This is a genomic window from Exiguobacterium sp. S22-S28 (assembly GCF_043359615.1).
In the GTDB taxonomy this organism is placed as follows: domain Bacteria; phylum Bacillota; class Bacilli; order Exiguobacteriales; family Exiguobacteriaceae; genus Exiguobacterium_A.
In genome coordinates this window covers 67,068-93,438 of sequence record NZ_JBHFFC010000028.1, presented here as the reverse complement: position 1 = coordinate 93,438, position 26,371 = coordinate 67,068, and the positions used below count along the sequence as shown (strand labels likewise).

Below are 26,371 nucleotides of genomic sequence, written 5' to 3'. Positions count from 1 at the left end.
CATAAAAATTCGGTAATCGTCATGTTCCTTACATTGCGTACGAACACAACTCTTAACGAAGGCCTGTATGTCAAAAGTGTTTGCCTTAGTTATTATATTACTACTTCTTTTAGGTCAGTGCGTTTCGAATTCCCAATTTCTCAGTCATAAATGTATAAGTTTTTCTTATGACTGTACCCTGTGTTGTTTATGAATCAAACATCTCTAGGCGAAAACTGATGTTTTCTCTAAAAAAAAGAGTATGAATAACCTTCCTGAAGGTCATCCATACTCGATTTCGTGTGTCATAAGACTTTACTTAAAAACGACTGTGTCCGTTCGTGTTGTGGCGAATCAAACAATAGACTCGGGATATTTTCTTCGACGATGAAACCACCGTCCATGAAAAGAACCCGGTCACCGACTTCACGGGCAAATCCCATCTCGTGCGTAACGACAATCATTGTCATCCCTTCGAGTGCCAACTGTTTCATAACGGCAAGAACATCCCCGACCATCTCCGGATCAAGCGCGGACGTCGGTTCGTCGAACAACATGATTTTCGGATTCATGGCCAAGGCACGGGCAATGGCGACCCGTTGTTTTTGACCACCGGACAGTTCACCCGGATAGTTATCCGCTTTTTCGCGTAATCCGACTTTGTCCAGCAATTCCAGTGCACGTTGTTTTGCTTGATTTTTTTCGGTCTTCCGGACTTTCATCGGTGCAAGCGTCACATTTTGGAGTACCGTTTTATGTGGAAACAAGTTGAAGTGTTGAAAAACCATTCCGACTTCTTCCCGTACTTTATTGATATCGACTTTTGGATCCGTGATGTCGTGTGTATCAACTACGACTGTGCCGCCTGTAATATCTTCCAGTCGGTTTAAGCAGCGGAGAAACGTACTTTTTCCGGACCCAGAAGGTCCAATGACACAAACGACTTCTTTTTCTTTGATTTCAACGGAAATGTCCTTTAACACTTCGTTCGAGCCAAACGACTTCTTTAATTGTTTCACTTCAATGATACTCATCGTAGCGTAAACCTCCGTTCCAAAAATTTCCCTAGCAGTGAAAGGAGATAGATGACGACGAAATACATCAGACCGACGACGGTCCAGACGATGAACGGTTCAAACGTCGTCGCCTGTTGCACTTGTCCCTGTTGCGTCAAATCCGCGATGCCGATGATCGATAATAACGATGTATCTTTTAAGCTGATGATCGATTGATTTGTAATCGTCGGTAACATACGACGAAATGCTTGCGGCAAAATGATTTGTGTCATCGTTTGACGCCCCGTCATACCAAGGGAACGGGCTGCTTCAGTTTGTCCTTTATCAATCGATTGAATCCCGGCCCGGATGATTTCAGCGAAGTAGGCTCCAGCATTGATCGCGACAGTCAAAATCCCGGCATACATCCGGTCCATCGACAGCCACTCGAGCGAATTGAGTCCAAAATAGATAAAGAACAATTGGACGATAAAGGGAGTTCCCCGAATAACATCGATATAGACAATGGCGATTCCGTTTAAAATCTTAAGTGGTGATAAACGCATCAATGCGACGATCAAGCCGATTAAAAATCCAACAATGACCGCGATGATAAAGATATAAAGGGTAATTTGTAACCCTTCCAAGAAAAACGGAAACGCCGTTTTTGCGACTTCCATCAGTGACTCAACTCCCTTGTCATTCGTTCAAATGGCTTATTTTAAATACGTATCGACGATTTTATCGTACTCGCCGTTTTCTTTGAGGTTAGCCAATCCTTTGTTGATTTTTTTCATCAACTCTTCGTTTTCACCTTTTAAGACGGCGATTCCATAATTATCACCATTCAAACGATCCCCGACTAATTTCAGACCCAGGTTTTGTTGTTTGTTTGCATATGAGATAACTGGATAATCTTCAATCAATGCTGCAGCATTTCCATTTTTGACTTCTTGGAACATCGCAGGACTGTCGTTGAATTGTGTGACCGTAATGCCTAACTTATCTGCATTATCCGTCGCATATTTTGCACCTGTTGTTCCCTTTTTGACAGCTACTTTCTGTCCTTTCAAATCATCAACTGATTTGATTTTGTTTTCATCTTCTTTGACGACTAAAATCAACCCAGCTTTAAAGTAAGGGTCTGAGAACGTCACGACTTTTTTCCGATCATCCGTGATGCTCATACCAGCAATCGCGACATCCAATTGATTGGCTTGAAGGGCTGGAATGATTCCGCTGAAATCCATTGCTTCAAACTTGATTTTAAAATCTTGATCCTTCGCAATGGCTTTAATGAGGTCAATATCGATTCCTTTATATGTGTCCCCGTCTTTATATTCAAACGGTGGATATGTGACATCGATTCCGACTTTGTATGTCTTGTCTTTCGAAACCTCGTCTTTTGATCCGATGCTACACGCACTTAATACCATTAAACAGCTAAGCAGTAAAAATAAAACCGATAAATGCTTTTTCATGTTGTTACTCCTCTCTTGAAAGCAAATGCCTTCTTCCTTGTATTTTCTTCAAAAATTTTTCCTTAACACATATTTTATCAGAAAAATTCAAATTTTACGAACTAACTTATTAAGGCATACATTAAAATTTTTCAAAATAAAAATAGGAGCACCCTTCTTACGAAGAGTACTCCTATTTTTGCTTTAAAATGCCGCCGAGAGGACTTGAACCTCCACGGTGTTGCCACCACTAGATTCTGAGTCTAGCGCGTCTACCAGTTCCGCCACGACGACTTCTATTTATGTTACTAGAATACTAAATAGTTGTTTTCGTGTCAACGGTTTCATTGATTTTTTTAGACTTCTTTTGGCTGTTCATTCAAAATACGGCGAACGAATTGTTCTACCACATCATCATACGTATCCGGATCTTCGAAATAAGCCATCGCGTGGGCTGCATTTGGAATGACAACCAATTCTTTCTCCGTCGGACAGGCTTCGTATAATTCATAGACCATTGAAGTCGGAACAAACGTATCAGCACCGCCGTGTAAAAATAAAATAGGGACAGTCGCTCGTCTGACTTGTTTGATCGCTGACGCCTCACTGAAAAAATAACCGGCTTTTAGTTTCGTTAAGATACTGGTCATCGCCAAAAACGGAAAGTGCGGCAAACGGTACATCCGTTTCATTTGATAGGCGAGGACGGCATTGACTGACGTGTACGCGCAGTCAGAAATGATCCCTTTAATTTGTGACGGCAACTTTTCCCCACTCGTCATCAGGACCGTTGCACCGCCCATTGAGACACCATGCAAGAAAATCGCACTTTCTTGACCTAGACGCGCAATCAAGTATTCACTCCACCGGAGACAGTCTTCCCGGTCATGCCATCCAAAACCGATGTAATTCCCATCACTTTTTCCATGTCCCCGGTTATCCGGCATCATGACATGGAAACCGGCTTGGTGATACAAATAAGCAAATCCGGCTAAATCCGTACCAACACCTCCATAGCCGTGAACGAGGATCACAACCCGTTCAGATGGAACAAGCGGCGGCAAATAATGCCCGCGCAATGTCAATCCATCGTGTGCTGTTACTTCAATCAGCTCAAGCGGTTGTTCTTTGATCCACGTTTGACCCGGCTGCATCAAACGGACCATTTCGTCGCTTAAATCACGATTGTTGGATAAAAAGGGTTTAGGGTTGGTCGCGATTGCCATTTCATAAAAATAATAACTCGCTGCAAGCATCCCTGATCCAAGTACACCCAGACCAATTTTTGTTCGTTTACGCATCACTGTCCACTCCTCATCCGCTCTTATAACTCAATTTGTAGCTGCGCTGAAGATGCCGTATCCTCTTCTTGTAAAATGTGCTGACGCAGACGGTGCTCCTGTTGTGCTTTACGGTAAGCAAATTCCTGTACCAATTCTTGTCCCGTAAATCCTTCATCGACAATTTCAGCCAACAAGTCCGTTTCTGTCGTTACGATTTCTTCAGGATTTCGAACGATCAATACTTGACCGACTTGAGCCAACATCAGTTCGTCATTTAGTTGTAAAGCATCGTAAAACGGCTCGGGTAACGTCATCCGTCGTGTCTCCGGATTGATATGTACCCGTTTGTACGCTGCTAACGATTGAAACTTCCGATTTGCCATAATCGTCCTCCTCTTCTAGATTACTGAAAGGTCATGTCTACTCTAGAATCTTTTCCTTGAATCGTGATGGTCGCCGACGCCCCGTTGACGAGTGTCAGTTGCGGGGGTTGATGCCCGATGTCGAGATCGTAAAATACCGGAATGTCTAACATTTTTTTAAACGTCTCATAGACATCTATTATCGTATAATCCTCAATGGTCCGTCCGCCTGCCGTTCGTCCAAAAACGATTCCGGATGCGTGCTCGAACCAACCGGCGAGGTACATTTGCATCAGTGAACGATGGACCTCAGTGGCACTAGCTTCCGATACCTCGAAGTACCAAAGGATAGGGTCTGCGTTGATTTGGTTTTCCTGAAACGTTGCCACTTCTCCGTATGGTGTCCCGATGAGATGACGAATCGTCTCAAGGCATCCGCCAAGTAACCGACCGGATGCCTGCTTTTGTGCCGGATCCAGTGTTTTCCACTCTGTCGTTGCATCGAGATGATACATGTAACGGTCCGGTCGTTCTGAATGGTTCCACTTGGTTTGATACAAATCAGACGTCCACTGCGTGACCGTCCCTCCGGCAGGTGTTGCCAGAACACGCCGCCAGGCTGCCGTAGTTTCGTCCCACTCCTCACTTCGCATGTCTACGAAGTTCGGTCCATGCGCTGTCGCGATGCCTGTCTTGACCGTGATTGCAAACAATACAGTACTGATATCAGAATATCCGAGCAACCACTTTGCCGGAATACGTCCGAAATCCAGAAACGGTAACACATCAATCGCTCGCTCCCCTCCAAAGGGTGGAATGATTGCATCGATATCCGGATTTTGTAGCATTTCATTCAGTTCGTCTGCCCGCGTTTGAGCCGGAGCACTTGCCGCCTGTTGTTGTGTCCAAGCTGTTTGTCCAACCTTGACTGTCATTTGCCGATCCTGTAAACGTAACGTTGCTTCTTCAAGCAATCCATGTAAGTCTTCCGGCACACCAGAAGACGGGGCTGTCACTCCAATCGTTTGTCCGGTCCAGCCTAAAAAAGGATAACGCATGCTTGTTTCCTCCTAACAATGTTGGATTTTTTCAGTTCATCGACGGGACCCATCGACTGCGCTGTTAGACTTTCCGGTATGGTACTCCAATAAACATGCCCAGACCGAAATTCGGAATGGTTTGCTAAAATGGGTTCGATTGACGTTTTCTCTTGAAACGTCGCCATGTCTCGCCCTCTTCTTTTGTAAAATATCTTTTAATTATAACGTGCCGCAGCTTAGAAACAAAACAGGACTTCTCATTTGACTTTTTGGACTAAAAAAACACCTTCAACTCGAATTTTTAAGGAGTCATCACTTAAAAATTTGAGCGAGGTGTTTTCTCTTTTCGTTTTATGGTTTGGCAGATGCCGTGAGTTCCGCATATTCTTCGGACGTAAAGGCGCGAGAACGTGTCAAAAATCGTTTCCCCTCGACACCTTCTAAGGAAAACATTCCCCCTCGACCATTGACGACATCAATGATGAGTTGTGTATGTTTCCAGTAGGCATATTGATCCTCGTGAATATAGAACGGACAGCCACCAATCGTACCAATCAATAAATCCTGATCGCCTAAAAATAAATCGCCTTCTGCAAAACACATCGGGGAACTGCCGTCACAACACCCGCCCGATTGATGAAACATTAACGCTCCGTGTTTCGCTTTCAGCAGTTCAATCAATTCCAAGCCGGCATCGGTCGCAAGTACACGTTCGACCATGTCGCCACATCCTTTCTTCGATCAGAAGAAACCAAGTTTATCCGGACTGTAGCTGACGAGCAGATTTTTTGTCCGTTGGTAATGGTTGAGCATCATTTTATGGTTTTCCCGTCCGATTCCTGACATTTTATATCCACCGAACGCTGCGTGAGCCGGGTACTGATGATAACAATTCGTCCAGACACGTCCTGCTTCAATGGCGCGTCCGAATCGGTATGCACGATTCATATCACGCGTCCAAACCCCTGCACCTAATCCGTACAGCGTGTCATTTGCAATCTGAAGGGCTTCTTCTTCTGTCTTAAAGGTCGTGACCGACAGAACAGGACCAAAAATCTCTTCTTGGAAAATCCGCATTTTATTATGTCCTTTAAAAATCGTCGGTTGGATATAATATCCGTCGGCTAAATCCCCGTCGAGATGATTCCGTTCGCCACCAATCAGGCATTCCGCCCCTTCGGATTTTCCGATTTCAAGATAAGATAAGATTTTTTCCATTTGTTCACTCGACGCTTGTGCGCCCATCATGACGTCGGCATCAAGCGGATTTCCGAGTTTGATTGCTTTGACCCGTTCAAGTACACGTTCCATGAATGGTTCGTAGATGGATTCTTCAATCAAGGCGCGTGATGGACATGTACAGACTTCCCCTTGGTTCAAGGCGAACATCAACAAGCCTTCAATCGCTTTATCGAAAAAGGCATCATCGGTATCCATAATATCGGCAAAGAAGATATTCGGTGATTTTCCTCCGAGTTCTAATGTAACCGGAATGATGTTTTGGGATGCATACTGCATGATGAGTCGTCCTGTCGTCGTCTCACCCGTGAAGGCAATTTTAGCGATTCGTTTGCTCGAGGCGAGCGGTTTTCCGGCTTCCAGTCCAAAACCGTTGACGATATTCAAGACACCCGGAGGTAACAAATCTTCAATCAGTTCCGTCAGCAATAGAATACTCGCCGGCGTTTGTTCAGCTGGTTTCAAGACTACACAGTTCCCTGCCGCGAGTGCCGGTGCCAGTTTCCAGACAGCCATCAGAATCGGGAAGTTCCACGGGATGATTTGACCGACTACACCAAGCGGCTCATGGAAATGATAAGCGACCGTATCGTTGTCAAGTTCACCGATCGATCCTTCTTGCGCCCGGATGACACCGGCAAAGTACCGGAAATGATCAATGGCGAGCGGTAAATCGGCATTCAACGTCTCCCGGACAGCCTTCCCGTTTTCCAGTGTTTCGGCATAGGCCAGCATTTCCAAGTTTTCTTCCATCCGATTGGCGATTTTATTTAGAATGTTCGACCGTTCTGCGACCGACGTTTTTCCCCACGCGTCTTTCGCCGCATGAGCCGCATCGAGCGCGAGTTCAACGTCTTCTTTCCCTGAACGGGCAACTTGACACAACACTTTCCCGGTAATCGGCGTCACATTATCAAAATATTCTCCTCCGACCGGTGCCGTCCACTTTCCGTTAATGAAGTTCTCATAACGATCCTTGTACTGTACCTTTGACCCTTGCGTGTTCGGAATCTCATAAATCATGATCTTGTTCCTCCCTCAATTAAAATGGTCAAACAACGAGAAGGTATCTCATGTATACGCTTTCATTTTAGTGTTAACGAAATGTCTTCTCGTACCTATCGTACCAAATGTTTAATAAAAGTCAAAATTTTCCGATATTTTTATCCGAACAAAAAACACGTCATCCGGAAATGGATTGACGTGTTGAACATTTGATGGATTCACTTAGCGAGTCGGATCAATACCGTCCTCTTTATCTGAAGGCGTGTCAGAGTTTCCGAATTCCCCTACTTTGCTGAATCCGTCTGTCGCCCCGTCAATATCTTTGCCAGTTGCTGTGACGGACGGATCTAGAACTGCTTCTTCGCTCGGACGAGACATTGGATCGTTCCCCTCACGCTCTTCCTCTTCTTTTGCATCTTGAATGCAGAGCAACGTTTCCGGAATGATGTCGAGACGTTCAATTTCAATGTCTTTTCCACATACTTTGCAGACTCCGTACGTGCCGTCTTCGATCGCTTTTAACGCCAAATCAACGTCGGATAACATCTCTTCCTGCATATCCGTCATCGCCTGATCCCGTTCTCGCAGGAACAACTCGTCACCTGAATCCCCCGGGTGATTGTCGTAACTCGACAATTCTCCTGCATCGTAGTCCACTTCGCGGTTTTCGATGTTCGTTTCTGTTTTCTCTTTTTCTTTAAGCAGACGTGTTTTAAACGTTTCGATTTGTTTTGCTGACAACATAGCTTTCATCTCCAATTCTTGAGCTTCAACTTCTTCTCTAAAGGTTTTAACCGAAATGAAACCATGTTAAACGTCAATTGCTTGTTCAAGAACACTTATACGAACGGATTGAACCATGAAGATCGCAGATGACGGTCATGAATTCTTGACCATCCTTAAAACAAATTTGATGGCTACGACCGTTTTTAGAAGTGGAGATATCATCAATCCATAATCGTGTAGCATCCGCGGATGATAACATCGCTACCTTATCACGGATTAAAAATAGATCAAACGGTAACAGGTTCAGCGATTGGATCACGAGTCCATGTTTTCGGAACAATGGATCCAGTTGATAATGCGAGAGACTGTATAAACTTTTTTCCATTCCGCCAATCAACAGTTGAATCGAATGACAGGGTTCACGACTGTCACTCCGTTCTTTTTGAAGAATGATTTTTCCTTGGACACCAGATTCATCAAAGATATCCTGCATTTTCTCTTGATCAACCCGGACAGCTCCTAGTTTGACATGCAGTACCAAATGAGCAAATTCAGCGTAATCCGGTTTCCCGATTTCAAGCGACGGAAGATGCCGGACCTCTTCCCGTTCAATCAATTCAATGAGTCCTCGTTCTACTGTTACCGGTAATTCTTCTTCTATATAGATCCTTACATCGATGACATATTGATCGACGACCGTGTTCACTTCTAACGTGTACATCAAGTGCGGAGAATGTTCTTGTTCAAGCGTCAACCGGTTCAGCAATAACTGATGCAGTAATTGCACGGGTGTTTGTGACATGAATTGACTCGTATAAATTAAATGTTTTCCGTTTGAAGATTGATTAGATTTTGACCGTGTTCCCTTAGTCATATATACGTTCACTTTATAATTGAGCATAATTCCACCTTCTCTTAATTAAGAATCGGATGATTGGAAGTTCCGTTTCTTTAGCGTACAACGCAAAAACAAAAAAAAATATTCGATAACGAATATTCTAAATCTGTTATACACAAGATCGCTGATTTATGTTAAAGATTTGGAAATTCAACTCGTTAACCCTTGGTATTTCGACATGTTTTTAAATCCAAAAACCAGCCTTCGTAATAGTGAGCGATTCCTCTTGAGTGAGCACTGCGCGAACAGCCTCCCTCTTTAGCTCTTCTAGATAACGTGTCCATTCTGTTCGATTACGAAGTGCCAAAGAGCCGTCCTTACGATATTTTGTCCTCCATCAATTTAAGGTGGTGACTGAAAACTCAAAGAGCGAAGCAATCGCTTTTATCAAGTACTATAACCATCGCCGTATCAAGAGACGACTAAAAAACCTGAGCCCGATGGAATACCGGACTCAGGTCCTCAAGGTCGCCTGACGAATCATTTATTGTCTCACTTTTATGGTTCAGTTCACAAAGTAGACAGTTTTTGTTATTTCAACTGTCTACTTTTTGGGGAGCATATCACAACGGAGTCTCGAACATTTTTGTCGTCACATCAATCAACCGGTTTGCTGTAAAGTCCGTAAATGGTGCTCGACCACTTCTGCAACCTCGCGCCCTTCGCGGATTGCCCAAACAATCAGTGATTGTCCCCGGCGGGCATCGCCAGCTGCGAAGACCCCTTCCTGATTGGTCGCATAAGATGTTGTCTTAATTTTTCCGTTGTGCGTCTCGACTGCCAGATGGCGTAAAACGTCTTGTTCGACACCACTAAACCCGATTGCGATCAACATCGTATCGACCGGAAAATATTTTTCGGTACCTGAAATCGCTTGAAATTCAATGCGACCGTCCGGATGGCGGATTTTTTCATTGTGAACCGTCCAAACACCGGTCAATTGCCCGGTTTCGCTGGTCGTGTACCGTTCGATGGCGATCAGATATTCCCGTGGGTCACGTCCAAATTGAGCAAGTGCTTCTTCATATCCGTAATCAAGTGTATAAAGATTTGGTGTATCCGGCCACATATTATCGGTGGCCCGAACCGTTCCCGGCATCTCGTGTTTCCCGAACTGAACGACCGAGCGGCAGCCTTGGCGAAGTGCCGTTGCGACGCAGTCAGCTCCCGTATCGCCGCCGCCAATGACGAGGACGTCTTTCCCCTTCATCTCGTGCTGATCCTGAACGGGTTGACCGGTCAACAGCTGACGCGTCACACTGGTCAAATAGTCCATCGCATATCCGACACCACTTGTCGGGACGTCCAAGAGTTTTCTTGGTTCAGTCGCTCCGACACAGAGGATGACGGCTTCGTAATCTACTTTTAATTGTTCAAGTGAGACATCGAGACCAATCGTCACTCCGGTTTTAAACAGGATGCCTTCCGTCTCAAGCAAGCGGACACGGCGGGCAACAACGTCTTTTGAGAGTTTCATGGCCGGGATTCCGTACGTCAATAACCCGCCGATTTGGTCTTCCCGTTCGAACACCGTCACCTGGTGACCCGCTTGGTTTAATTGATCGGCCGCTGCCAAACCGGCAGGTCCTGAACCAACGATCGCAATCCGGTGTTGACTTCTGACGGTCGGTATCCGGGGTTGTACCCACCCTTTCTCAAAACCGATGTCGATAATCGTCCGTTCAATCTGTTTGATCGAAACAGCCGGTTCATTGATCGAGAGGGTACACGATCCTTCGCACGGAGCCGGACAGACCCGCCCCGTAAACTCCGGAAAATTATTGGTCTGTTGCAATCGGACGAGCGCTTCTTGGAAATTCCCTTGTTCTACAAGAAGATTCCATTCTGGAATCAAATTGTAGACCGGGCAACCAATCTTGACTTGACCATACGTCTCCCCGACATGGCAGAACGGAGTCCCACAATCCATGCACCGGCTGGCCTGGGTAGAGGCTTCCGCCTCTGAAAACCGTTCTTTGTATTCCTCGAAGTCACCGATGCGCTCATTGCTCGCCCGTTCAGTTCCCGACTTTCGGGGAACATGCATGAATTGATCTCGTCTGTTCATCGTTTCCCTCCTGTTCCACGTCCGATGTGCGTCTCAAATGCCAACAACATCGCTTCTTCTGTATTGTGTCCTTGTTGTGCGTAGCCTGCCATTAAAGTCGTTACGGTTTGATATGTCGTCGGAATGACACGAATGAACGAGCTGAGGACGTGATCCCAGTTGGCGAGAATCGCATGACCTTGTTCACTGTTCGTCCGCGCGACGTGTCGTTCGATAAAGGTTTTGAGTCGGGTCGCTTCTTCTGGATCTGTGACTGCTCCCGTCGTCACGAGCTCCCGATTGACACGTGCTTGGAATCGCGCCAAGTCTTTTGGCAAGACGTAGGCAACACCGCCCGACATTCCTGCCGCAAAATTCAATCCGACGTCTCCTAAGATGACAACACTTCCTCCCGTCATGTATTCCAAACCATGATTTCCGATTCCTTCGACGACTGCTGTTGCCCCGCTGTTCCGAACAGCAAACCGTTCCCCGGCCTGACCGTTGACGTACAGTTCGCCGCTCGTCGCCCCGTAAAGCGCCACGTTGCCGATGATGACTTGATCTGACGAGACGTAACTTGATTTCGTCGGTGGTCGGACCGTAATGATTCCTCCGGACAACCCTTTGCCGACATAATCGTTGGCATCTCCGACGACATTCAATGTCATGCCCCGCGGGACGTATGCACCTAAGCTTTGACCGGCGGATCCATTCAGTTGAAGCGTCAACCGGTCCGACGGAAGTCCCATCGCCCCGTGCAGTCGGGTCAGGCGTGCTCCGGTATTCGTTCCGATTGCGCGGTCCGTATTAGTGATTGGGAACGTGAACGTTTGCGGCTCGGCAAAGGATTGATCGGATATCCGTGTTGCCAATTCTCGTCCGTCAAATGACGCCGACACGTGATGCTGCTGAAATTCCTGCGTCGTCGCCGAATAATCCGGCATGACGAACAGACGGGACAAGTCGAGACTCGACGCTTTCCAGTGCGTCGTCAACCGGTCTGACGCCTGAAGTAAATCAGTCCGTCCGACTAAATCGGCCAAACGCCGAACGCCTAATTGCGCTAAATATTCCCGAACTTCTTCTGCGACGAATTCCATGAAATGTACGACGTGATCCGCCGATCCCGTAAATTTCTCGCGCAGTTTCGGATCTTGTGTCGCGACACCGACCGGACACGTATCGAGGTGGCATGCCCGCATCATGATACAGCCGACGGCAATTAACGGTGCCGTCGCAAATCCGTACTCGTTCGCCCCAAGCATTGCGGCGATGATGACATCACGTCCGGTCAACAGTTTGCCGTCGGTCTCCAGAACGACCCGTTCGCGCAGACCATTCAAGGCCAACGTCTGGTGCGTTTCAGCCAGCCCCAATTCCCACGGTAATCCCGTATGCTGAATACTCGTCTTCGGCGAAGCACCCGTTCCCCCGTCGTGACCACTGATGACGATGACATCAGCCAATCCTTTCGCAACACCTGCCGCAATCGTCCCAACACCACCTTTGGCAACCAACTTGACACTGATCCGTGCTTCATCATTGGCTCGTTTTAAATCATGGATCAGTTGCGCCAGATCCTCGATCGAATAAATATCATGGTGCGGCGGTGGTGAAATCAACCCTACACCCGGTGTCGATGCTCGGACACGGGCAATCCACGGGTAGACTTTTTCACCCGGCAACTGTCCGCCTTCGCCCGGTTTTGCTCCTTGAGCCACCTTGATTTGCAGTTCATCGGCATGAACGAGGTAATGACTGGTCACACCAAACCGACCGGACGCAATCTGTTTGATTCGGCTCATCCGTGAATCCCCGTTTTCGTCCAACTGATAGCGTTCTTCCTCCTCGCCGCCTTCACCGCTGTTGCTTTTCCCGCCCAAACGGTTCATGGCGATCGCCAACGTTTCGTGGGCTTCTTTTGATAAAGAACCGTAAGACATGGCTCCTGTTTTGAAGTGCTTCACGATTTCACTGACCGGCTCGACTTCTTCGAGCGGAATCGGCGTCGTCTCCTGAAAGGTCATCAAATGACGTAAAAACGTCGCCGGCTCTGCTTGAATCCGGGCCGAATAGGTTTTAAACAATTCATATCGTCCAGTCCGGCAAGCATGTTGCAACAGATGAATCGTCGCCGGATTAAAGGCATGGTGCTCCCCGTCATGCCGGTAGCGGAATACACTGCCCGACTCGAGGTGCGTCCGCTTGATGCCCTCTTCATGTTGGCGAACCGCTTCTTCTTCAATCAAGGCAAGTGAAAGACCACCCAATTGTGAGACCGTTCCCGTGAAATACCGATCAATGACTTGCTCGGAAATGCCGATTGCTTCAAAGATTTGGGCACCGCGGTAACTGAAGACCGTCGAAATCCCCATCTTGGACATGACCTTGACGACGCCTTCCGTCACGGCAGCCCGGTAACGCTCTTCGTAATCCGTCATCGTTTCCGGCACGGCATCTTGTAAGGTCGCATAGACCAGGTATGGGTGAACGGCATCCGCCCCGTATCCGATCAACGCTGCAAAATGATGGACTTCACGGACTTCTCCGCCTTCGATGATCAAACTGACCTTTGTTCGTAATCCTTCCCGGATCAAGTGATGATGGACGGCACTCGTCACAAGAAGCATCGGTATCGGTACTGCCCCCGGCCGTACGTTCCGGTCGGAGAGAATAAGCAGTTCACAGCCTCCCTGGACGGCATGGACTGCTTGTTCCAGCAACGTTTCCAGTGCTTCTTCGAGCGAACCTTCAAATAATGTCGACAGTGTTCTCGAAACCAGTTTGGTTTGTTTTAAGGCCGCTCCTTCCGACGGGATGAGGATTGGTGAAGCGAGTCGAATCCGGCGGCAATTCCGACGGTTCGGCGTCAACAGTTCCCCCTGCTGACCTAACCACGTCATCGTCGAGGTGACGATTTGTTCGCGCAACGCATCGATTGGCGGATTCGTCACTTGGGCAAACAACTGTTTAAAATACCGGAACAGCGATTGTGGACGTTCACTTAAGACGGCTAATGGGATATCCGTCCCCATCGCTCCGAGCGGATCTTTTTTCTCCTCGACCAAAGGAATCAAATACTGATCGATATCTTCTCGGGTATAGCCGAACAAACGCTGTAATGTCCCGAGGTTCACGACATCCTCTTTTGGAACGTCTCCCGGCAACGTCACTAACTCTTCCGCCAACCATTCCGCATACGGATGACGCATGGCGAGTTCCCGTTTGACTTCTTCATCGGACATCAATTGACCAGAAGCAAAATCAAGTAACAACAACTCACCCGGAACAAGTCGTTTCTTAAACAAAATGTCATGTTCCGGCACCGGGAGGACACCTGATTCAGAAGACAACATGAAATGTCCGTCCCGCATCATCATGTACCGTGCCGGCCGTAATCCATTTCGGTCAAGTGTCGCCCCAATTTGTTTTCCGTTCGTGAATACAATGGCTGAGGGACCATCCCAAGGTTCCATCATCGTACTGTGGTATTCGTAATATGCGCGTTTCGCCGGCCGGACCTCTGTATGCTCAAATGGTTCGGGTACAAGCATCAATGCTGTTTCGGCCAACGTCAGCCCCGACAAGTATAAAAACTCAAACGCATTATCAAGCATCGACGAATCACTGCCTGATTCATCAAGGATCGGCAAGACATCTTTGGCTCGGCGTCCATACGTCGTTTTTGCCAAGTTATTTTCCCGGCTCCGCATCGCCCGGATATTCCCTTGCAACGTATTGATTTCTCCGTTATGGATCAAATAGCGATTCGGATGGGCCCGTTTCCAACTTGGAAATGTATTTGTGCTGAATCTGGAGTGGACGATGGCAAAACCAGATTGATACCGCTCATCCTGTAAATCATCAAAATACAAGCCGAGTTGATCCGTTGTGACAAGCCCTTTATAGACAATCGTTTCACTTGAGCTGCTCAGCACGTACTGTTCAATCCCAAGTCGTTCTGCTTCTCGTTCGAACAACCGGCGGATCAAAAACAGCGTGCGTTCGAACGCCAACCCTTCGACCTTTTTTGCCTCGATGAAACATTGACGAATGACGGGTTCTGTCTGACGGGCTTTTTCACCGATGACTGTATTCGAGACAGGAACGGTTCTCCATTCGATCAACCGTTGCCCTTCTGATAAAATGATCGATTCCAAAGCGCGTTCCAGTCGCTGACGTAAACGATCCTCCCGTGGAAGAAACATCATCATGACTCCATAGTCCCCACTAGGTGGCAGACTGACATTCCGAAGAGCTTGACGGAATAAACGATCCGGCAGTTGCGTCAGGATGCCTGCTCCGTCTCCTGTTTTCGCATCGCTCCCTTGACCACCCCGATGTTCCATCTGACACAACATGTTTAAGGCATTTTGAACGATTTCGTGACTCGCTCGTCCCGTCCGATGAGCATAAACACCGATTCCACACGCATCGTGTTCCTGTTTCGGATCATAAAGTCCTTGCCGTTGCGGCATTTGATGAAATGACATAGTACCACGCTCCTACCCGTTCTAAATTTTCTGTATATTCAGTTAAAATATACTTTACACCCTTTTATGTTTATTCGCTACTATGTATATTTTTGTATTTTACGTCTTCCAAATCATTGGTAGGCTTCAAATCAATGATGATAACGCTTACATAAAGATGAATAATTTTATTCCAAACTTTTTTCTTAAAATTTTTTTTTTAGACATCACTCATTTTTGCACCAATAGATTTAGACGTGGTATTTTTAATATAGAAGTAAATTATCTGTGTTCGCTAGAAAAGGAGAATGTAACCGATGAAACAATCTGTAAAATGGACAGGGCTCTTGATAGCAGGAACTACCCTGTTGCTTGGTGCATGTGGTCAAGAAGAAAAAAAACTCACCGCATATGATAAAATTCAGAAAGATGGGACTTTAACGGTTGCGACAGCTGGGACGCTTTACCCTACATCGTTCCATGAAGAAAAAAACAACAAATTAACGGGCTTTGATGTTGAAGTCGTCAAGGAAGTAGCCAAGCGTCTTGACTTAAAAGTGGCGTTCAAAGAAATGTCGTTTGACGGGATGTTGACAAGCGTCAACACCGGTCAAGTTGACTTAGCCGCCAATGATATTACCATCACGGAAGAACGAAAAGGAAAATTTGCTTTCTCTAAACCATATAAATACACGTATGGAACAGCCATCGTTCGTAAAAGTGACCTTTCCGGCATCAAATCACTCGAGGATTTGAAAGGAAAGAAAGCCGCCGGTGAAGCCACGACGACGTATATGCAGATCGCAAAAAAATATGGCGCCAAAGAAGTCACGTATGACAATGCCACGAATGATCAGTATTTACGCGATGTTTCTAACGGTCGAACCGATGTTATTCTAAACGACTACTATCTCCAAAGTCTGGCAATCGACTTCTTCAAAGACTTTGATATTACGATCCATCCTGATATTGCCTACAATCCAAGCCAAGTTGGTCTCATCATGGATCTGGACAACAAGGAATTGCAATCAAATATCAATGCTCAAATCGATGAAATGAAAAAAGACGGAACACTCGCTAAATTATCTAAAACCTTTTATGCCGACAAAGACGTTTCAAAAATGCCTGATGTCAAAACGACGATCGTCGATGTGAATTGATTAGTTTCGATACGATTGAATGGCGGTCCGTCTTTAATCCCGAATTAGCGGTCGATGCCTTCCCTTACATCTTGGGAGGGCTTGGTCACACGCTTTGGATTTCACTTCTCAGCATGGTGATTGGTCTCGGACTCGGCTTGCTGCTCGCTTTGGCCCGTTTATCCACGTCTCGGGTGTTACGTATCGTCGCGACACTCTACATTTCATTCATGCGGGGTGTACCGATCTTAGTCTTACTTTTTATGCTTTATTTTGGACTGCCGGTCATCAACATCCAACTGGATGCCCTCACGGCTGCCGTTGCCGGGTTCAGCCTAAACAGTGCCGCTTATATGGCAGAAATCATCCGCTCCTCGCTCTTGTCCGTGGATCGTGGTCAGCGGGAGGCGGCCCAATCCTTGGGACTCTCCCGCTACCGGGTTTTTGTGGGGATCATTTTACCGCAAGCCGTCCGACTGGCCATCCCGCCGTTATCGAATGTCTTACTCGATTTGGTCAAAGCCTCTTCTCTGGCTGCCATGATTACGGTTCCTGAAATTTTCCAACGTGCCAAAATCGTCGGTGGACGTGAGTTTGATTATATGACCGTTTATTTTGTCATTGCGTTCATTTACTGGGGTATTTGTGCCGTCATTGCTGCCGGACAAGAAGTGCTGGAACGCCGGTTCGCACGTTACCTGTAACCAAAAAGCTCAACTATTTTTTCCTTGGACGTCTCGTGACGTTCGAAAAAATAGTTGAGCTTTTCTTTTAAGCATGTCGATCGAGCAACGGCTCGATATATAACGCCTCCAATGGTTTGTGAAACAAATAGCCTTGAAGCGTATGGCATCCTAGCTGTTGCAACAATTCCGCTTCCGCCGTCATTTCGACGCCTTCTGCGACAATCGTCATATCCAGACGTTTCCCCAGTTGAATAATCATCTCGACGATGGCACGTTTTTCTTCTGAATCGATGGCTTCTTGAACAATTTCTTTCGGGATTTTCAATTGATCAAACGGCAATTTGACGAGTGTCTGTATCGATGAAAAACCGGTTCCAAAATCGTCCAAGGCAATCCGGATGCCGTATCGATGTAATTCATTTAATGTATCGATGATTTGCACCGTCCCCTCGACGAAGATATGTTCCGTCATTTCAATTTCCAGCAAATGAGGAGGAAATCCCGTGTCCTTTAAGATCTCAAGAACTTTTTCCGTAAAATCCGGCTGACGTAATTGCCAAGGAGATACATTAACGGCAATCGTAATCGGTTTTCTGCCTTGTTCGAGCCAACATTTTCCTTGTAAACAAGCTTTACGCATCACCCATCCGCCAAGTGTTTCGATGAATCGTGTCCGTTCTGCGAGTGGAATGAATTCAAGCGGAGAAATGAGACCGTATTTCGGATGATTCCAGCGGACGAGCGCCTCCGCTCCCGTAATACGATGACTGCTCGCTCCGACCTGTGGCTGGAATAATACAAAAAAGTCTCGATCGAGTTCGGCATCATATAAGTCACGTGTCAACTGCATCGCCCGCTTCCGTTCATTTTGAGTCGCTTGATCCGTGATGGCAAATGTATTTTTCCGATTGGATTTAGCGGTGAACAGCGCGATTTCTGCATCATTGATCACATGGTCAATTGATTCTCCGTTTACAAAAGAGACACCGATACTTGCTGTTAAATTGATTTGTTTAAAATCAATTTGGACACGCTCCGAGATACTGGATAAAATTTCATCGCATAACCCTTGTGCCGAATGATGTGAATCTGCATGCAATAGAAATGCACTGCCACTCGCTTTCGCCACAATACAGTCCGAAAACTGCGTCATCAATCGACTCCCGATGACATGGAGGGCACGATCCCCTGTTCGGTAACCAAACGCATCATTTACTGTTTTGAAATCATCGAGATCAATCAGACAGATCAGATCTCCTGACGTTGCTTTTTTTTCCGTTTCAATCACAAAAAAAGAGCGGTTCGCAAGTTCCGTGACCGGATCAAAAAAGGCTTGTTCCTTCAAGCGGGTCAAATAATCAATATTCCGTTCGAGTCGTGTCACGTATTGTGTGTGAATCAATAAACTGATTAATGTTGCAATCAAAATCAAGCCGATACGGGCGATGTGATCTGTCGCCGTAAATACAGACGTTCCTGACGGTGCCTCGAACCAAACATAAAGCAATGACACGATACTGATGCCTGTTGCATACAGCAACATCGTCCGGTTAATGACGACGAGTGACGTTAATAAAAATAACAGCGATGTCGCCCACACTGTCTGAGCACCACTTTCGATATAGGGATAATTAATGAAAGGAATCAATAAAAACACACTCGACATAACATGCGGTTTCAACTGGTCTGACAGATTACTTTTTCCAATCAGAAGCTGAACTAATCCGACAATAAAAATCAAACCCGCCCGCCAACCATCAGACCATTCCAGTCCCGATCGGCTTAAAGCACTGGAGAAGACGTATAGAGCGGATCCGCAACTGGTCAATACAAAGATGATCATTCCGAATAGTCGGTAATTCGCCTTCACTTCACGATGATAGTGAAGATTTGCTGATGAAGATCGATCGTGCACCTTCATATCATCCCCTCTTTTCCGTTTCTTCCTCCTCTCTTTTTCCTTATCTAGATGGAATTAAAACCTAAATCCTCCACGAAACTGGTTAATCGATTGACGTCTAAGGAGTGACTCTTTCGGGTAATTCAATACTAAAGAATGAAAGGAGTGCCATCCTATGAGCCGTTTATTATTTATCGAAGCCAATGACAGCACCCATCAATCAAAAGGTATCAGTTCACAGATGAACGAAACGTTTCTGTCCAGTTACCGGACACATCACCCGGAAGATGAGATTGTCGTCTTAAATCTATTCGAAGAACGCCTGCCTTTTTTTGACCTGAAACTCGCCACATCTGCGGCAAAACTGTTTCGGGGTGAATCTCTGGACGCTGAAGAAAGTGTTCCGGTTGAAAAGTTACAGGAGTACCTGACCGGTTTCCTCGAATCGGATAAAATCGTTTTTTCCTTCCCGATGTGGAATTTGACCGTTCCTGCCCCGCTCCATAATTATATGGATTACTTGGCACAGGCCGGTCAGACATTCCGTTATACGTCTGAAGGTTCTGTTGGACTCGTAACGGGGAAACACGTCTTGTTGCTCCATTCACGTGGCGGTGATTACTCGACACCTGACAAAGTTAGCTCGGATCATGCTGTCCGCTACATGGTCGACATCCTTCGTTTTTTTGGAATCGAAGATGTCGAAACGATCATTCTCGAAGGTCATCAACAATATCCGGACCGGGCCGATGAACTCATAAAAAATGCCCTCTCTGCTTGCGAGAAGGCTGGGCAACGATTTTAAAATGAGAATAAGAGAAATCGTTCTTTTCCTTTAAGAACGATTTTTTCATACGTTTCGAGATGAAATGCCCGAAAAAGAGCATATGAAATCGTGTAATCAGACTGTGTCGCTAACGTATCTCCTTGCATCACCTCATGGTAATAGCCACGTTGATAATAAAAATGAGCGATAAAAGAGGCATCATTGAGTGACAAACTGTAACGTAATCCTTTTTCGGTAATTTTTAAGCCGGCTTCATATTTTTTCTCGAACGTTAATAATTGTGAATGGTTGTAATAGATTTTAATCAATTGTTTCTTTAACTCTTCCGTATCGTATGATAATTGTTCCAATTCTTCGTATACTCGCTCGGCTAAATGATATTGTTCATTTTCAGCATATAAATTTGAAATCGCCATTTTAATTCGAATGTACATTTTGGGGGATTCATACCAAATATCTTCCTGATCCGTTAATCGTGACAGTAACGTTGAAGCTGTACGGTAATCGATTTTGTCAGTCTTCACCTCTAACAAAATTGTAAAGTATGCTCTCAACAAAAGAATCTCATTATGATGCGTTGCATCAGATTGTGATAATTCTTGTCTCATCTCTTGATACTTCTGCTCGCGAAACAGACTCGATAAATGATTATCCGCCTCTCGAAAGGAGTCACTTTCGAGCTGGTCTCGAAATAACAAGGACAGTGGCACTCGCAAACGTTTGGCAATTTGTTGCAACAAGTCGATCGTCGGCGAATTTCGACCATTTTCAATTTTACTAATTTCTGCTTGACTGCATATACCATCGCATAACTCTTTTTGTGTCATTTTTTTTTGCTTACGGATCCGTTTGATTTCGTTTCCGATCATGTGGGGCAATGATGTCATCATAATTTACCTTTCTACTGCTTTCTGACTGCTGTCGCAAAATTAGTTTCTGGGTCTATTTCAAAGAAAAATACATCACATCAGCTAAATGTTCTTCTAGTATATTTGCGTACGAAGTATTTTCTGTCGCCAGAAAAATTCCATACGCCAGTGTATAGGAATCTTGAATCAATTTTAATGGACTGTCTAACTGTTCCAGAGCGTATCCCCGCTGATAATAAAAGTGCCCCAGATAACTTAAATCCTGTAAGTGATTACTTTCGTTAATTGCCGATTCAGTTTCTTTTAAAATCGCTATATAGTCCTTTTGTTTAATCAAATTCCGAATGTAATTATATAAAATTTTAAGTCTTACTTTTTTATATTCAACTGTATGATATTCGTCCTTTAGTAATGACAAATAGATTGCATCCGAATGACGGTACTCACCATAATTCGTGTATAAAATCGCAATTGACATTTGAATTCTTAAGTATAATAAAAATGATTCTTCAACCATTTTTTCATCTGTCGTCATATTCAGCAATTGTGAAATACATGTTCGATAATCCATCATCTTTGTTCTTTCTTCGATAATCAGTTTATGATAACGCAATAAAATGATTACATCCTTATCCGTGGCTTCTGTCAAATATTGATCAATTCGTTGAAACATTTCAGCATGTTGGTTTAAACGCATCAGTTGAATTAATTCTTGATCCATCGTTTGAAAATTATTTTTTTCCTTCTCATCGATAAAAAAAGCTGAGACCGAAACATGTAACCGTTCAGCAATCTGTTGAAGTAAGTGAACAGTCGGTGAATTCCGTCCATTTTCAATCTTACTGATTTCTGCCTGACTACAGATGCCCCGGCACAATTCAGATTGTGTCCAATTCCGCTCTTGCCGGATCCGCTTGATTTCATTGCCAATCGAAATATTTAATGAATTCATCGATTTCTCCTTCAAGGTCAGTTCCTGTTCCAAACAAAAACAGGTCCTCCGTTCAAGTGATTGACTTGTGACGGAAGACCTGTTTATTTTGATGCTTCCGGCGAGAATCGAACTCGCACTGCAGCATTACCATTGCTGAGGTCTGCCATTAACCTACGGAAGCCTGTTTTTTCTAATATTAGTATAACGTATCCGTTTCCCAATTTCAACTTTTTCAAAAAAATAGAAAAGAACAGTTACAGGAAATCTTACTTCCCATAACTGCTCCTGCGATTAAAGGACTGTTTTGGTTAATGAGTTATCAAAAACAATCAACACAGAATAATGTTCATCCGCTTTCGACGCAACGAATGTCGAGAATTTGAGTGTGATGATCGAATTTGATCCGACACCATTTTCCTCAAAGAATTGGTTCAGTCGTTCTTCGAGCTCTTCCGGTGATCGTCCTACTAACACTTTAGAATGTAACATAAAATCCACTCCGTCCTTTTTTTTGTGTACGGTATTGAGTTTTCCCAAGCACCTTCCGTTTAAAACCTTTATTTTTCGAACTTGCCGAAATGAAGCCCGTTCGGTACTGTGAAGACAGTAGCAATTCTATTTTGAAAGGAATGAAGACAGATGCAAGAATACTCCTTTGATGAAGTGGTGGAAAAAAGAAAAACCGGATCTGCCAAATGGGATGGTTTGGAACAATTATTTGGATCTGATCAGTTGATTCCGATGTGGGTCGCTGACATGGATGTTCGTCCTGCCGACTCCATCACAAAAGCACTGATAAAACGAGCAGCAAGTGGACATTTCGGATATTCCTTGTTTGAAGACGAGGCGAAATCTGCCATTCAACATTGGTTTGTAAAACGTTACGATCAGTCGGTCGATTCGTCGACGATTCTGTATTCGAGCGGGGTTGTTCCTGCGCTTGCGCACAGTGTATTGGCATTGACCGAGGAACAGGATGAAATCATCATTCAAACACCGGTCTACCCGCCGTTTCATCATGTCGTGCAAGCAAACAACCGCAAACTGATTGAAAACCCTCTTCGGTTGGTGGACGGTCGGTATGAAATCGACTTTTTACTGCTCGAACAACAATTAAAGACTGCTCGCATGATCATTTTATGTAACCCTCATAATCCGACCGGTCGTGTCTTCAGCCGGTCCGAATTGGAGCAAATCATCGCATTGGCGAAACAACACGACGTCTACGTCTTGTCTGATGAGATTCACGCCGATTTGATTTTTTCCGGAGCGACCCACCATCCAATTATTTCGTTTGATTATGAACAGGTCGTTTTAGTCAGTGCGCCATCGAAAACATTTAATATTCCCGGGCTGTATGCTTCTTATTTGATCGTCCCTCATGCAGAGACGCGCTTAAAAATCGAACAAGTGCAACAAGCACACTTTGTTCATCCGAATGCCTTTGCGGCAACAGCCATCGTCGCTGCCTATACGAATCCAGACAGTGAACGCTGGCTCCAGGAGTTACTTCTTTATCTGGAAGCGAATCGGGATTATGCGGTGCGACGGATCCAATCTGAAATGCCCCGCTTGACGGTGATTTCACCCGATGCGACGTTTTTACTGTGGATCGATTGCCACGCTCTGCCGTTTGACGAAGCGGAGCGCGCCAACTGGTTGGTTGAGCAGGCCGGACTGGCCTTGACACACGGTCAACCATTCGGAGAAAACGCCCTAGCATTTGAACGCTTGAACTTCGGCTGTCCCCGCAGTCAACTTGACGAAGCCCTCAATCGTTTTCGTGCTGCCTATGACAAGATTGTTTTTACCGATTGATGATTCGCGATACGACACCCTCATCAGGTCAGTCGTATCGCTTTTTTATATACATTGAACAAAATCAAATTTTTCATTATACCTTTTTAAAGCACGCTGATTATTTCAACAGTCTTTCCTCTTGACGACATTCTCATGACCAAAATTTGAAAAGTGTAACTGCATTATATAGAAGCAAATGGAATAAAAGATTAGTCGACAATGACGGTTTTATCCCACTTCCTTCCGGATGTAATCAGATGAATAAATGTGCGTTTTGCTGTGCATGTGCAGAATCTGTGCAGATGCGGTGCCGTTTAACTCATACCCACACGGGGTATCATTAAGCATTGACCGTCGCACTGTTTACACAAGGGAGGGCATTATGAAAGTGATGCTGGTAAACAAGACGCAGATCGTGCTGTCGGGAGAGGTACCTGAGATCCTCGCCGCACTCGAACGTCTGACGAAAGGCTTGCAGGTCGATGTGCTCAAGCAGACGGAAACGCTGATGCAACTCGACGTCACGCAAAGCAAGATGAAGCGGGAACGCTTCGAGGAACAATTACGCATGCAACTGGGAGTGTCCTGACGGGCACTCTTTTTGCGCAACAAAAAAAAGCCCACCCGTGAGGGCAGGCGTGGTCATAACTTATTCAATCGATTGTAGGATTTCTTGTCATCCAGTGACCGTTGCATCTTCTGCGCTTCCGGCGTGACGTTGTTATTCTTCCACCAAGCGGCGATGAGACCAATCACACCGATCGCGCCCGTGACAAAGGCATCTACCTTTTCGGATTCGAATGGCAGTGGGTCGTACCCCATAGCAAGCAGGGTCGCGTTGAGGAAAGCATACAGCGGAATGGCGAGTCGGATAAAAGCAACTGTTTTTTCGTTCATATCAATTCCCCGTTTCGTTTGAATTAAAAGAGCATGTTCCAGGTATCTTTTCCAACAATGCCGTCTGCATCGAGCTTCTTGCGCTTCTGATAAGCTTTGACTGCCTTCTCGGTTGCCGCATCGAATTTCCCTGTCACTGGTACACCGACGGCGCGTTGGACTCGTTCGATGTCTTTTTTGACCATCTTCTTCGCTTCTTGTGTTCGGAACAGTGGGTGTTTAGGGACTGGAACGATTGCCTTACCGTCACCCTGCGGTTTAGCAGCAGGCTTGCTAACGGGTTTGGCGGATGGTTTCGCAACCGAAGGTTTCTTTTGACCACGCACCGCATCATACAACTGGAAGTGTGGGTAATCCCGGTTGTTGACCCAGTCACCGCCCCACTCCATGCCCCGTTGTTTCATCGCCTTAACGAGCGCGACGGAACGCTTATCATGCGGTTCAAGGAAGATGGCTTCTGAACCCTCGTTAGAATAGGCAAACAGATCAACAGCGACACCGTAGTTGTGATTGGAGTACCCGCCTCGTGCCCATGTGACAATCTTGCCGGGTTTCGTGCGTCCTTGTGCATAGATAGCGTCTTGCTCCGCTTTCGAGCGATAGCCTTGCGCAACCCCGACGTAAATCCCTTTCGGCGCGAGTTCCTTGATGACGGCACGGGTGATGTCTGCGACGTCTTTGTCCATGCCCGGTGCGTTCAGCTTGCGGTTGGCTTTTTCAATCAGCCAGTTGACGGATAATGTCATGGTGTAGCCTCCTCATTTATAGAAAATATTGAGTAACGTCGCAATGCCGCCGAGTGTTGGAACGATGATGAGCGACCACTTTCCGATGGCCGCCCAAATGCGTTCGCTCCGCTTGTCCTGGACCTCGACGTTAAGCGTGTTCTCTTTATGCTGTCGTCCCGCTTCGTTTTCAAAGGCGGTCGCCAGTTGCGAGATGACGAGTTCCTGTGATTTAAAAAGCCCACGTGTCATGTCCTGCGAGTCTCGGATGACCGAGCGTGTCTCGCGGGAGACATCGTGGAGCGTGGATTCAATCTTGAATTGTGAACGCTCGACGGCGCTAAGTTTATCGTTGATCGACGTAATGTCGCCCCGCATCTTTTCGTCCGACTGCTCAAGTAGCGTGATGCGCTCTCCATGATTTTGTACGGTCTGGATGATGGAATCCATGTCGGTAGCTCCTTCCAAGCGATGACCCCCTAGTGTGATTGAGTTGGATGTGAGGTAAAAAGAAAAAGCGCCCCGGAGGACGCCAAAATAAAAACGCCCGAGGCGCTTACAGTGTGACGATTGGGTTTTGCGGTGTTGCAAGGATGGCATCTGCTTCCTCTTGCGTGAGACGACCTTCTTCAACCTGGAACAAGATATACGCCTCATCACAACGACGTTCTTTCCACATACGCAATACGAATTTATACATAATACTCATCAACTCCACTCTCCTTTTTATGATTACATACCAGTGATAAACAAAATTAAATCTTCTAGATCGGTGACTCGTGCGGTCATCACCTCTCTCTCTGACTCCACTTCCTTCAAGCGTTCACTGAACGGCTTGTCTTGCGGTGGCGGAGGATTGACGCCAATCGGTTGCCACTTGATCTCACCTGCCACCACTTTGACCGCCTGCTGTGTCATGAAGTCCTCCTTGTATTGATCCCACGCGAGCTTCAGCACACTGATGACGTTTTTATCGAGTTCCTTGAGTTGCGGGTACGTCGCCACGTCCTGCGCGAACGTCGTCTCCCGAATCCACACGCCCTCATTTTGATTGACGATAACGAGGACATCGCCCGTGACGTTGTTGTAATAGATTTTGCCGTTTACCTTTGGCATCGCGCCACC

27 protein-coding genes and 2 tRNA genes are annotated in these 26,371 nt (G+C 45.9%); 6 read left to right on the top strand and 23 right to left on the bottom strand.

The window, feature by feature from the left end; all coding sequences use genetic code 11:
- Nucleotides 1-284 precede the first annotated feature (284 nt).
- The 11 genes from ACHA8N_RS11675 to ACHA8N_RS11625 all read right to left on the bottom strand — a co-directional run bounded on the left by ACHA8N_RS11675 (nt 285) and on the right by ACHA8N_RS11625 (nt 8,891).
- A complete protein-coding gene (locus ACHA8N_RS11675; RefSeq protein WP_147511015.1) occupies nt 285-1,013 on the bottom strand; it encodes an amino acid ABC transporter ATP-binding protein in 729 nt (242 codons plus the stop codon).
- A complete protein-coding gene (locus tag ACHA8N_RS11670; RefSeq protein WP_147511014.1) occupies nt 1,010-1,654 on the bottom strand; it encodes an amino acid ABC transporter permease in 645 nt (214 codons plus the stop codon). The genes ACHA8N_RS11675 and ACHA8N_RS11670 overlap by 4 nt, the downstream gene beginning before the upstream one ends.
- A 36-nt stretch (nt 1,655-1,690) precedes the next feature.
- A complete protein-coding gene (locus ACHA8N_RS11665; RefSeq protein ID WP_483867444.1) occupies nt 1,691-2,410 on the bottom strand; it encodes a transporter substrate-binding domain-containing protein in 720 nt (239 codons plus the stop codon).
- 234 nt (nt 2,411-2,644) lie between these two features.
- Nucleotides 2,645-2,728: transfer RNA gene (locus ACHA8N_RS11660), tRNA-Leu, on the bottom strand.
- A gap of 62 nt (nt 2,729-2,790) precedes the next feature.
- Nucleotides 2,791-3,735 (bottom strand): alpha/beta hydrolase, encoded by a 945-nt coding sequence (locus ACHA8N_RS11655; RefSeq protein WP_393965848.1) that lies wholly within the window; start codon nt 3,733-3,735, stop codon nt 2,791-2,793.
- Between the two features lie 23 nt (nt 3,736-3,758).
- The gene (locus ACHA8N_RS11650; RefSeq protein ID WP_393965847.1) at nt 3,759-4,100 is read right to left on the bottom strand and encodes a hypothetical protein; all 342 of its coding nucleotides are present in this window, start codon (nt 4,098-4,100) and stop codon (nt 3,759-3,761) included.
- 20 nt (nt 4,101-4,120) lie between these two features.
- Nucleotides 4,121-5,137, bottom strand: coding sequence for a S66 family peptidase (locus ACHA8N_RS11645; RefSeq protein WP_393965846.1), 1,017 nt, complete (start codon nt 5,135-5,137; stop codon nt 4,121-4,123).
- A gap of 333 nt (nt 5,138-5,470) precedes the next feature.
- Nucleotides 5,471-5,839, bottom strand: coding sequence for a DUF779 domain-containing protein (locus ACHA8N_RS11640; protein ID WP_147511009.1), 369 nt, complete (start codon nt 5,837-5,839; stop codon nt 5,471-5,473).
- Nucleotides 5,840-5,860: 21 nt separating this feature from the next.
- On the bottom strand, nt 5,861-7,381 hold the full coding sequence (gene adh, locus ACHA8N_RS11635; RefSeq protein WP_147511008.1) for an aldehyde dehydrogenase: 1,521 nt from the start codon (nt 7,379-7,381) through the stop codon (nt 5,861-5,863).
- Between the two features lie 204 nt (nt 7,382-7,585).
- A complete protein-coding gene (locus tag ACHA8N_RS11630; protein ID WP_147511007.1) occupies nt 7,586-8,107 on the bottom strand; it encodes a TraR/DksA C4-type zinc finger protein in 522 nt (173 codons plus the stop codon).
- A gap of 85 nt (nt 8,108-8,192) precedes the next feature.
- Nucleotides 8,193-8,891 (bottom strand): hypothetical protein, encoded by a 699-nt coding sequence (locus ACHA8N_RS11625; protein WP_393965845.1) that lies wholly within the window; start codon nt 8,889-8,891, stop codon nt 8,193-8,195.
- Nucleotides 8,892-9,334: 443 nt separating this feature from the next.
- On the opposite strand from ACHA8N_RS11625, the gene ACHA8N_RS11620 reads away from it, so the two are divergent.
- A complete protein-coding gene (locus ACHA8N_RS11620) occupies nt 9,335-9,463 on the top strand; it encodes an IS3 family transposase (RefSeq protein ID WP_393965844.1) in 129 nt (42 codons plus the stop codon).
- A gap of 125 nt (nt 9,464-9,588) precedes the next feature.
- Here ACHA8N_RS11620 and ACHA8N_RS11615 read toward each other — a convergent pair whose 3' ends face one another.
- Nucleotides 9,589-11,055 carry a glutamate synthase subunit beta gene (locus ACHA8N_RS11615; protein WP_393965843.1) on the bottom strand — a complete coding sequence of 489 codons (1,467 nt, stop codon included), beginning with the start codon at nt 11,053-11,055 and terminating at the stop codon, nt 9,589-9,591.
- Complete coding sequence (gene gltB, locus ACHA8N_RS11610) at nt 11,052-15,530, bottom strand: glutamate synthase large subunit (RefSeq protein ID WP_393965842.1); 4,479 nt, start codon at nt 15,528-15,530, stop codon at nt 11,052-11,054. The genes ACHA8N_RS11615 and gltB overlap by 4 nt, the downstream gene beginning before the upstream one ends.
- Before the next feature lie 296 nt (nt 15,531-15,826).
- On the opposite strand from gltB, the gene ACHA8N_RS11605 reads away from it, so the two are divergent.
- Both ACHA8N_RS11605 and ACHA8N_RS11600 read left to right on the top strand, forming a co-directional pair.
- Nucleotides 15,827-16,669 (top strand): transporter substrate-binding domain-containing protein, encoded by an 843-nt coding sequence (locus ACHA8N_RS11605; RefSeq protein ID WP_147511002.1) that lies wholly within the window; start codon nt 15,827-15,829, stop codon nt 16,667-16,669.
- Nucleotides 16,666-17,352 (top strand): amino acid ABC transporter permease, encoded by a 687-nt coding sequence (locus ACHA8N_RS11600; RefSeq protein ID WP_147511001.1) that lies wholly within the window; start codon nt 16,666-16,668, stop codon nt 17,350-17,352. Before ACHA8N_RS11605 ends, ACHA8N_RS11600 begins: the two co-directional genes overlap by 4 nt.
- A 67-nt stretch (nt 17,353-17,419) precedes the next feature.
- On the opposite strand, the gene ACHA8N_RS11595 is transcribed toward ACHA8N_RS11600, so the two are convergent.
- A complete protein-coding gene (locus tag ACHA8N_RS11595) occupies nt 17,420-19,177 on the bottom strand; it encodes a putative bifunctional diguanylate cyclase/phosphodiesterase (RefSeq protein WP_393965841.1) in 1,758 nt (585 codons plus the stop codon).
- A gap of 232 nt (nt 19,178-19,409) precedes the next feature.
- On the opposite strand from ACHA8N_RS11595, the gene ACHA8N_RS11590 reads away from it, so the two are divergent.
- Nucleotides 19,410-20,039 (top strand): FMN-dependent NADH-azoreductase, encoded by a 630-nt coding sequence (locus tag ACHA8N_RS11590; protein WP_393965840.1) that lies wholly within the window; start codon nt 19,410-19,412, stop codon nt 20,037-20,039.
- Here the strand turns inward: ACHA8N_RS11590 and ACHA8N_RS11585 are convergent.
- The 4 genes from ACHA8N_RS11585 to ACHA8N_RS11570 all read right to left on the bottom strand — a co-directional run bounded on the left by ACHA8N_RS11585 (nt 20,036) and on the right by ACHA8N_RS11570 (nt 22,313).
- Complete coding sequence (locus ACHA8N_RS11585) at nt 20,036-20,908, bottom strand: helix-turn-helix domain-containing protein (RefSeq protein WP_393965839.1); 873 nt, start codon at nt 20,906-20,908, stop codon at nt 20,036-20,038. The genes ACHA8N_RS11590 and ACHA8N_RS11585 overlap by 4 nt on opposite strands.
- 55 nt (nt 20,909-20,963) lie before the next feature.
- A complete protein-coding gene (locus ACHA8N_RS11580; RefSeq protein ID WP_393965838.1) occupies nt 20,964-21,875 on the bottom strand; it encodes a helix-turn-helix domain-containing protein in 912 nt (303 codons plus the stop codon).
- Nucleotides 21,876-21,934: 59 nt separating this feature from the next.
- Nucleotides 21,935-22,005 (bottom strand) — tRNA-Thr (locus ACHA8N_RS11575).
- A gap of 110 nt (nt 22,006-22,115) precedes the next feature.
- Nucleotides 22,116-22,313, bottom strand: coding sequence for a hypothetical protein (locus tag ACHA8N_RS11570; RefSeq protein ID WP_012370601.1), 198 nt, complete (start codon nt 22,311-22,313; stop codon nt 22,116-22,118).
- Nucleotides 22,314-22,463: 150 nt separating this feature from the next.
- Between ACHA8N_RS11570 and ACHA8N_RS11565 the strand changes: the two genes are divergently transcribed.
- Complete coding sequence (locus tag ACHA8N_RS11565; RefSeq protein WP_393965837.1) at nt 22,464-23,642, top strand: MalY/PatB family protein; 1,179 nt, start codon at nt 22,464-22,466, stop codon at nt 23,640-23,642.
- 370 nt (nt 23,643-24,012) lie between these two features.
- Complete coding sequence (locus ACHA8N_RS11560) at nt 24,013-24,213, top strand: hypothetical protein (protein WP_393965836.1); 201 nt, start codon at nt 24,013-24,015, stop codon at nt 24,211-24,213.
- Between the two features lie 53 nt (nt 24,214-24,266).
- Here ACHA8N_RS11560 and ACHA8N_RS11555 read toward each other — a convergent pair whose 3' ends face one another.
- The 5 genes from ACHA8N_RS11555 to ACHA8N_RS11535 all read right to left on the bottom strand — a co-directional run bounded on the left by ACHA8N_RS11555 (nt 24,267) and on the right by ACHA8N_RS11535 (nt 26,362).
- Nucleotides 24,267-24,521: a phage holin gene (locus tag ACHA8N_RS11555; protein WP_393965835.1), complete on the bottom strand. Its 255-nt coding sequence runs from the start codon at nt 24,519-24,521 to the stop codon at nt 24,267-24,269.
- 23 nt (nt 24,522-24,544) lie between these two features.
- Entirely contained in the window at nt 24,545-25,267 is a 723-nt protein-coding gene (locus tag ACHA8N_RS11550; protein ID WP_393965834.1) for a M15 family metallopeptidase, read from the bottom strand.
- A 12-nt stretch (nt 25,268-25,279) separates the two neighbouring features.
- Nucleotides 25,280-25,696 (bottom strand): hypothetical protein, encoded by a 417-nt coding sequence (locus ACHA8N_RS11545; protein WP_393965833.1) that lies wholly within the window; start codon nt 25,694-25,696, stop codon nt 25,280-25,282.
- Between the two features lie 106 nt (nt 25,697-25,802).
- Nucleotides 25,803-25,955, bottom strand: a complete 153-nt coding sequence (locus tag ACHA8N_RS11540; protein ID WP_393965832.1) for a hypothetical protein — start codon at nt 25,953-25,955, stop codon at nt 25,803-25,805.
- Nucleotides 25,956-25,978: 23 nt separating this feature from the next.
- Nucleotides 25,979-26,362 carry a hypothetical protein gene (locus ACHA8N_RS11535; RefSeq protein WP_393965831.1) on the bottom strand — a complete coding sequence of 128 codons (384 nt, stop codon included), beginning with the start codon at nt 26,360-26,362 and terminating at the stop codon, nt 25,979-25,981.
- Between the last annotated feature and the right edge of the window lie 9 nt (nt 26,363-26,371).

What these genes read in the sequence shown, in the direction of transcription:
- ACHA8N_RS11585 (WP_393965839.1), bottom strand. Translation starts at nt 20,908, where the DNA reads ATGACATCATTGCCCCACATGATCGGAAACGAAATCAAACGGATCCGT.
- ACHA8N_RS11675 (WP_147511015.1), bottom strand. Translation starts at nt 1,013, where the DNA reads ATGAGTATCATTGAAGTGAAACAATTAAAGAAGTCGTTTGGCTCGAAC.
- ACHA8N_RS11655 (WP_393965848.1), bottom strand. Translation starts at nt 3,735, where the DNA reads ATGCGTAAACGAACAAAAATTGGTCTGGGTGTACTTGGATCAGGGATG.
- ACHA8N_RS11545 (WP_393965833.1), bottom strand. Translation starts at nt 25,696, where the DNA reads ATGGATTCCATCATCCAGACCGTACAAAATCATGGAGAGCGCATCACG.
- ACHA8N_RS11650 (WP_393965847.1), bottom strand. Translation starts at nt 4,100, where the DNA reads ATGGCAAATCGGAAGTTTCAATCGTTAGCAGCGTACAAACGGGTACAT.
- gltB (WP_393965842.1), bottom strand. Translation starts at nt 15,530, where the DNA reads ATGTCATTTCATCAAATGCCGCAACGGCAAGGACTTTATGATCCGAAA.
- ACHA8N_RS11555 (WP_393965835.1), bottom strand. Translation starts at nt 24,521, where the DNA reads ATGAACGAAAAAACAGTTGCTTTTATCCGACTCGCCATTCCGCTGTAT.
- ACHA8N_RS11570 (WP_012370601.1), bottom strand. Translation starts at nt 22,313, where the DNA reads ATGTTACATTCTAAAGTGTTAGTAGGACGATCACCGGAAGAGCTCGAA.
- ACHA8N_RS11540 (WP_393965832.1), bottom strand. Translation starts at nt 25,955, where the DNA reads ATGAGTATTATGTATAAATTCGTATTGCGTATGTGGAAAGAACGTCGT.
- ACHA8N_RS11665 (WP_483867444.1), bottom strand. Translation starts at nt 2,410, where the DNA reads ATGGTATTAAGTGCGTGTAGCATCGGATCAAAAGACGAGGTTTCGAAA.
- ACHA8N_RS11670 (WP_147511014.1), bottom strand. Translation starts at nt 1,654, where the DNA reads ATGGAAGTCGCAAAAACGGCGTTTCCGTTTTTCTTGGAAGGGTTACAA.
- adh (WP_147511008.1), bottom strand. Translation starts at nt 7,381, where the DNA reads ATGATTTATGAGATTCCGAACACGCAAGGGTCAAAGGTACAGTACAAG.
- ACHA8N_RS11645 (WP_393965846.1), bottom strand. Translation starts at nt 5,137, where the DNA reads ATGCGTTATCCTTTTTTAGGCTGGACCGGACAAACGATTGGAGTGACA.
- ACHA8N_RS11565 (WP_393965837.1), top strand. Translation starts at nt 22,464, where the DNA reads ATGCAAGAATACTCCTTTGATGAAGTGGTGGAAAAAAGAAAAACCGGA.
- ACHA8N_RS11630 (WP_147511007.1), bottom strand. Translation starts at nt 8,107, where the DNA reads ATGTTGTCAGCAAAACAAATCGAAACGTTTAAAACACGTCTGCTTAAA.
- ACHA8N_RS11595 (WP_393965841.1), bottom strand. Translation starts at nt 19,177, where the DNA reads ATGATCATCTTTGTATTGACCAGTTGCGGATCCGCTCTATACGTCTTC.
- ACHA8N_RS11535 (WP_393965831.1), bottom strand. Translation starts at nt 26,362, where the DNA reads ATGCCAAAGGTAAACGGCAAAATCTATTACAACAACGTCACGGGCGAT.
- ACHA8N_RS11625 (WP_393965845.1), bottom strand. Translation starts at nt 8,891, where the DNA reads ATGTCACAAACACCCGTGCAATTACTGCATCAGTTATTGCTGAACCGG.
- ACHA8N_RS11615 (WP_393965843.1), bottom strand. Translation starts at nt 11,055, where the DNA reads ATGAACAGACGAGATCAATTCATGCATGTTCCCCGAAAGTCGGGAACT.
- ACHA8N_RS11640 (WP_147511009.1), bottom strand. Translation starts at nt 5,839, where the DNA reads ATGGTCGAACGTGTACTTGCGACCGATGCCGGCTTGGAATTGATTGAA.
- ACHA8N_RS11590 (WP_393965840.1), top strand. Translation starts at nt 19,410, where the DNA reads ATGAGCCGTTTATTATTTATCGAAGCCAATGACAGCACCCATCAATCA.
- ACHA8N_RS11605 (WP_147511002.1), top strand. Translation starts at nt 15,827, where the DNA reads ATGAAACAATCTGTAAAATGGACAGGGCTCTTGATAGCAGGAACTACC.
- ACHA8N_RS11550 (WP_393965834.1), bottom strand. Translation starts at nt 25,267, where the DNA reads ATGACATTATCCGTCAACTGGCTGATTGAAAAAGCCAACCGCAAGCTG.